The organism is Pyxidicoccus fallax (assembly GCF_012933655.1).
Taxonomy (GTDB): domain Bacteria; phylum Myxococcota; class Myxococcia; order Myxococcales; family Myxococcaceae; genus Myxococcus; species Myxococcus fallax.
Genome location: NZ_JABBJJ010000569.1, coordinates 1 through 4546 on the forward strand (window position 1 = coordinate 1; position 4546 = coordinate 4546).

The 4546-nt window shown below is 67.2% G+C and carries 5 protein-coding genes; 4 read left to right on the plus strand and 1 reads right to left on the minus strand.

The window, feature by feature from the left end; translation table 11 throughout:
* Positions 1–114 precede the first annotated feature (114 nt).
* Positions 115–288: a hypothetical protein gene (locus HG543_RS51705; protein WP_169352373.1), complete on the minus strand. Its 174-nt coding sequence runs from the start codon at positions 286–288 to the stop codon at positions 115–117.
* On the opposite strand from HG543_RS51705, the gene HG543_RS51710 reads away from it, so the two are divergent.
* From HG543_RS51710 to HG543_RS51725, 4 genes are read left to right on the plus strand one after another with little or no spacing between them, the layout of a single operon-like run.
* Positions 287–1324 (plus strand): DUF2169 family type VI secretion system accessory protein, encoded by a 1038-nt coding sequence (locus HG543_RS51710; protein ID WP_169352374.1) that lies wholly within the window; start codon positions 287–289, stop codon positions 1322–1324. The genes HG543_RS51705 and HG543_RS51710 overlap by 2 nt on opposite strands.
* Entirely contained in the window at positions 1321–2433 is a 1113-nt protein-coding gene (locus tag HG543_RS51715) for a beta-ketoacyl synthase N-terminal-like domain-containing protein (RefSeq protein WP_169352375.1), read from the plus strand. The genes HG543_RS51710 and HG543_RS51715 overlap by 4 nt, the downstream gene beginning before the upstream one ends.
* Positions 2394–3419 carry a DUF4150 domain-containing protein gene (locus HG543_RS51720; RefSeq protein ID WP_169352376.1) on the plus strand — a complete coding sequence of 342 codons (1026 nt, stop codon included), beginning with the start codon at positions 2394–2396 and terminating at the stop codon, positions 3417–3419. The genes HG543_RS51715 and HG543_RS51720 overlap by 40 nt, the downstream gene beginning before the upstream one ends.
* A 29-nt stretch (positions 3420–3448) precedes the next feature.
* Positions 3449–4393 (plus strand): type VI immunity family protein, encoded by a 945-nt coding sequence (locus HG543_RS51725; RefSeq protein ID WP_169352377.1) that lies wholly within the window; start codon positions 3449–3451, stop codon positions 4391–4393.
* Positions 4394–4546 lie beyond the last annotated feature (153 nt).

Genomic DNA, 4546 nt, shown 5'->3' on the forward strand with positions numbered 1-4546 from the left:
GAGGACTCCCTGCCCCGCCCCAATCCAGAGGCAGTGGTCTCCTGGTGGGCTCGGGCGCGAGCAGGCTTCAACCCGGGGCAGCGTCATCTCCGCGGCCGCCCCTGGTCCCCCGCGTCACTCCTCCAGGAACTGGAGCATGGCCCGATGCGCAGGCGTCACGCCCATGCGCTGGAGTTGTCCCTGCACAGCCAGGGCACCTGCAGGCTTCAAACGCGTGCCTTCACCCATCGACAGCGTCACGAACTGCTCGGGCTTCGAAAGACAGTCTTTCGGGAGATGCGCAGCCATGTGGGCCATTGACAATCGGACGCCCTTCTCGGCGGGGTGGACGTGGATGGTCGACAAGGATGGCGCGAAGCGCTGGGTCGTGGCTGTCAAGGGGGCGTATGACATCCTGGAGAATCAGGACACGCGGCTGGCGGATTCACAGCCTGAGCCCCTTCTCATGCCGTGCTACCGGGGCGAGCCCGGGCGTTCCAGCATGCTCCATGACGCCGACCTGACCGCTCCGAAAGCGACCACGGATGTCATTGTCGATGCCGTGGCGCATGCTCCGGGCGGAAGGCCCACCACCACCCTCGATGTCTCGCTGCGGGTGGGACCTGTCACGAAGCAACTACGGGTCCTGGGAGAGCGGCGGTGGAAGCGCAATCTCGTGGGAGGACTCACCCCGACCCCTCCCCAACCCTTCGCCACCCTGCCGGTCATCTACGAGAGAGCCTTTGGTGGCGCGGACACGCGTGCGGCCGACCCGGCCGAGCACCGGATTCATGTGAGCAACCCCGTGGGGACGGGCTTCGCCACCCGGGCCGCCCACGCCGAGGACATGCCGCTGCCCAACATCGAGGACCCCCGTCAGCCCATCCGCTCGTGGAAGGACAGGCCCGCTCCCGCGGGTTTTGGCGCCATCGCGAGCTATTGGGCGCCACGCCTGGGACTGGGAGGCACCTTCGATGCGCATTGGAGGAAGACACGCCACCCGTTGCTGCCAGAGGACTTCGATGAGCGATTCCACCAGTGCGCGCCCGCGGACCAGCAGACGCCCGGGTTCCTCGTGGGCGGCGAGGCCATCGAGTTGGTCAATCTCTCCCGGTGGTCCCACCTGCGCTTCACGCTGCCGAAGGTCTGGTTGACCTTCAGGACCTATTTCGGACGCGAGAGCGTGGAGCACCGCGCCCGCCTTCATACCGTCATCATCGAGCCGGAGGTTCCCCAGGTCCTGTTGGTCTGGCACACCAGCCTCTCGTGCCATCACCGCACGGACATGCTGGATGTGACGGTCATCGACCAGAAGGAATTCCTCACGGGAGACAGCGCCCCATGAGCCGGCCGGTAGGCATCATCGGGGTGGGGGCCCGGGCTGCCGTGGGAGTGCGGGCTCCTCATGTGGCCGCCGCTGTTCGCGCTGGCATCTGCCGCTATGTCGAGCACCCCTTCATGATCGACAAGGTCGGTCAGCCCATGAAGGTGGCCAGAGACGGGCTGCTGCCGCCCGGAATGGGAGGCCTGGAGCGGTTCCTCGCGCTGGCCGAGAGCGTGCTGGTGGAGGTGCTGGAGCCCCTGGCTGCTCGGGCGGAGGCGAGCTGGAGCCTCCCGGTCCTGCTGGGACTGCCGGAGCCGCGCCCAGGCCTCCCGCCAGCGCTGGGCGAGCGGCTCGTGCACTGGCTCCAGAAGGAGTGCTCACTGCCTTTTCATCCCACCTCCATCGAGCTGCTTCCGCACGGAAACGCAGCCGGACTCATGGCGCTGGAGCGTGGCTGGCAGCTCATCCAGGCTGGACGCGCCGAGTGGTGCCTGGTGGGAGGCGTCGACTCGTTCCTCGAGGCAGAGACCCTGGAGTGGCTCGACGCGCGGGGGCTGTTGAAGTCCTCCGTCAACCGCTCCGGCTTCACGCCGGCCGAGGGCGCCGGCTTCTGCCTGCTGGCCTCCACGAGGAGGGCGCGAGACCTCGGCCGCGAGCCAGGGGCCTGGGTGCTCTCCGCGGCGAGCCGGAAGGAGGAGCATCCTTTCGGGAGCGAGGGCATCAACGTGGGCCGCGGCCTGTCGGAAGCCATCGCGGGCGCAACCCACGTTCTCGGGGAGCCACCCACCCGGCTGGCGGACACCGTGTACTGCGACCTCAACGGTGAGTCACACCGCTCGGAAGAGTTCAGCTACGCCCTTCTCCGGTGCCAGCAGTCCTTCGCGGACCACACCGACTTCGAGACTCCCGCGGACCGCTGGGGCGATGTCGGGGCCGCCACGGGGCCGCTGCTCGCAGCCCTGGCAGTGGCCTCCGGACGCAGGCGCTATGCCCGGGGACCCAGGCCGCTGTTGTGGGCGAGCTCATATGGAGGCGCGCGCTCGGCGGTGCTCCTCCACCTGGAGAACGTCGCCGAGAGGGAGATGCCAGCATGGGCACGGTCGCGGTCAATCCCCCCAGGACGCCCGTGACGGAGGGCAGTGATGGCAAGGCCGCCGCCTCATTGCCCAATGTCTGCAAGATGCCGGGGCCTCCAGCGCCATTCGTTCCGGCGCCGCTGCCCAACCTCGGCACTTCGGGAGACTCACTCTCCAAGGGCACCCGAAAGGTGCTCATCGAAGGCAAGAAGGTGGCCATCAAGGGCTCGTTCTTCATGAGCACGGGGGACATGGCCAGCAAACCCCAGGGGGGCGGAGTCGTCTCCGGCCAGACGCATGGCAAGACAGAGTGGGTGGCGCCCGGCTCCATGGACACCAAGGCTGAGGGAAAGAACATCCAGCTCCTGGGTGACGCCATGACGAACAATGGCGGTAGCCCCGCCAACGCGTCGACCCTGCCGGGGGTGGGCCAGTCCTCGGCAATGGCCAACCCCACGGCGGAGGAGAAGCTCCGGGAGGTCGCGTGCAAGTGCGACCGGCAGGTGAAGCCAAACAAGCAGAGCACCTGCATCGAACTGGGCAGCAAGAAGCATGAGTGTTGCGAAAAGGAGCTGAGGCGCCACAAGAGCAGTGGAAAGCCTCCCTCGCTTCGAGGTGAGCGCGGCTATGAAATACGAGCCGGGTCGGCCAGACGGCTCCGCGCCAGCCGCAAGAGCGTCGAGGCGAGGACGGCGGCGGAGGTCCGGCGGGGAGGGCTGTATGGCGGCACCTCTGAGGTGCAGATGCGCCAGGCCATCTGGAAGGAACTTCGACGCAGTCTGCGGGGCACCTGCTGGCCGGATGCGTGCTCGCTGGATGGCAAGGGCAACCCCAGTCAGTTGTTCGACTTCAAGTTCCAATGCCCCAAGGGCACTCGCATCCGCCGCAAGAAGGGGGGCGGATGGGTTGTTTCCAAGGGGGGCTCGATGCCTGTCTGGCGCAAGGGACAGTACAAGAAGTACAAGCAACTCTCCGAGGCGCTCGGAATCGACCTGCTCGAGAGTCCTCCCCTCCTCATCGACACCCTGGCGTGCCCGTAGGGGCGCTCGAACCTCCGGGACGACAACCCATGAGCACGACCTCTGCGCTGGAGCCGCTCACCCGGACATTGAAGCTGAAGGGGAGGGATTTCGTCCTCATCCGGCCAGGGCTGACTCTCACCTTGTACATGGACGCCCCCCTGCACGAGTGCGCCCCCAGGTGCGCCGATGCGGTGTCTGCCTATGTGGAGCATGTCGGGCCCGACGTGTTCAAGACGTACCTGACGGACAACGGCTATTTCAGGCCCATGACGCCCAGGCAGCTCGCGAAGGACCTGCGCAACCTGCGCAACCTTCCGGCCGACGCCGAGGATTACCGGGTGGTGTACAGCCAGGGGGATGAGAGCGGGGTGGGGACACACGCCGTGTATCTCGAGGCCGCCACGCAGGACGACGCGGGGGAGGTTCAGTTGTTGCGTCTGGAGTTTCCACCCCCTCCCAGCGACGAGGATGCGTGGGTGGAGCCGTTCATCGACTTCGTCTGCCGTATCGCGAACCTCGTCCCCTTCCAGTCCGGCAACGCGGGGCTCGCGTTCAAGCATTCCTGGGTGCTCGAAAGCGAGGCGAGGAAGGCCATCAACCAGCTCCTGCCGCGGTACCACGGCTTCGACCCATCCTTCGACGCACTCCGGTTCTACATGCGGGGGCGCAGCTTCGGGGCGCACTGGCTCACCCTGCTCGGCACCGACCTGGTCCAGAAGCTGGGAGGCCAGGAGGCCATCAGGTCCGCATTGCCACGGGCCGAGTTGCGCCCGCTCAACCAGGGACTGGTGATTCGCGCGGCGCGATGGCCTCCCCTGGGAGACGTCAACCGGCAGGGCCGGGACATTGGGTGCCTGCCGGATGTGGCACGGCTGCTGCGCCCCATTCGCTTCGAGGCCAGCGGCCTCGGACAGCCTCGAGAGGTCTTCGATGCGACCGTCTGGCTCGCCCGCTTCGACGACAAGGACTCCCAACCCTGGGAGGCGCGATGATTGAGCGTCCATTCCCCCTGGCCCACCGTCCGCGTGCGTCCGGCTCCTCGTTGGAGCTCGTCGTCTCTTTCGAGCATCCGGTTCCCGAGCAGGACGACGCGCTCGCACCGCTGACGCACTTCCAGGAAGTCGCCGCCCGGGGAGGGCTGGGAG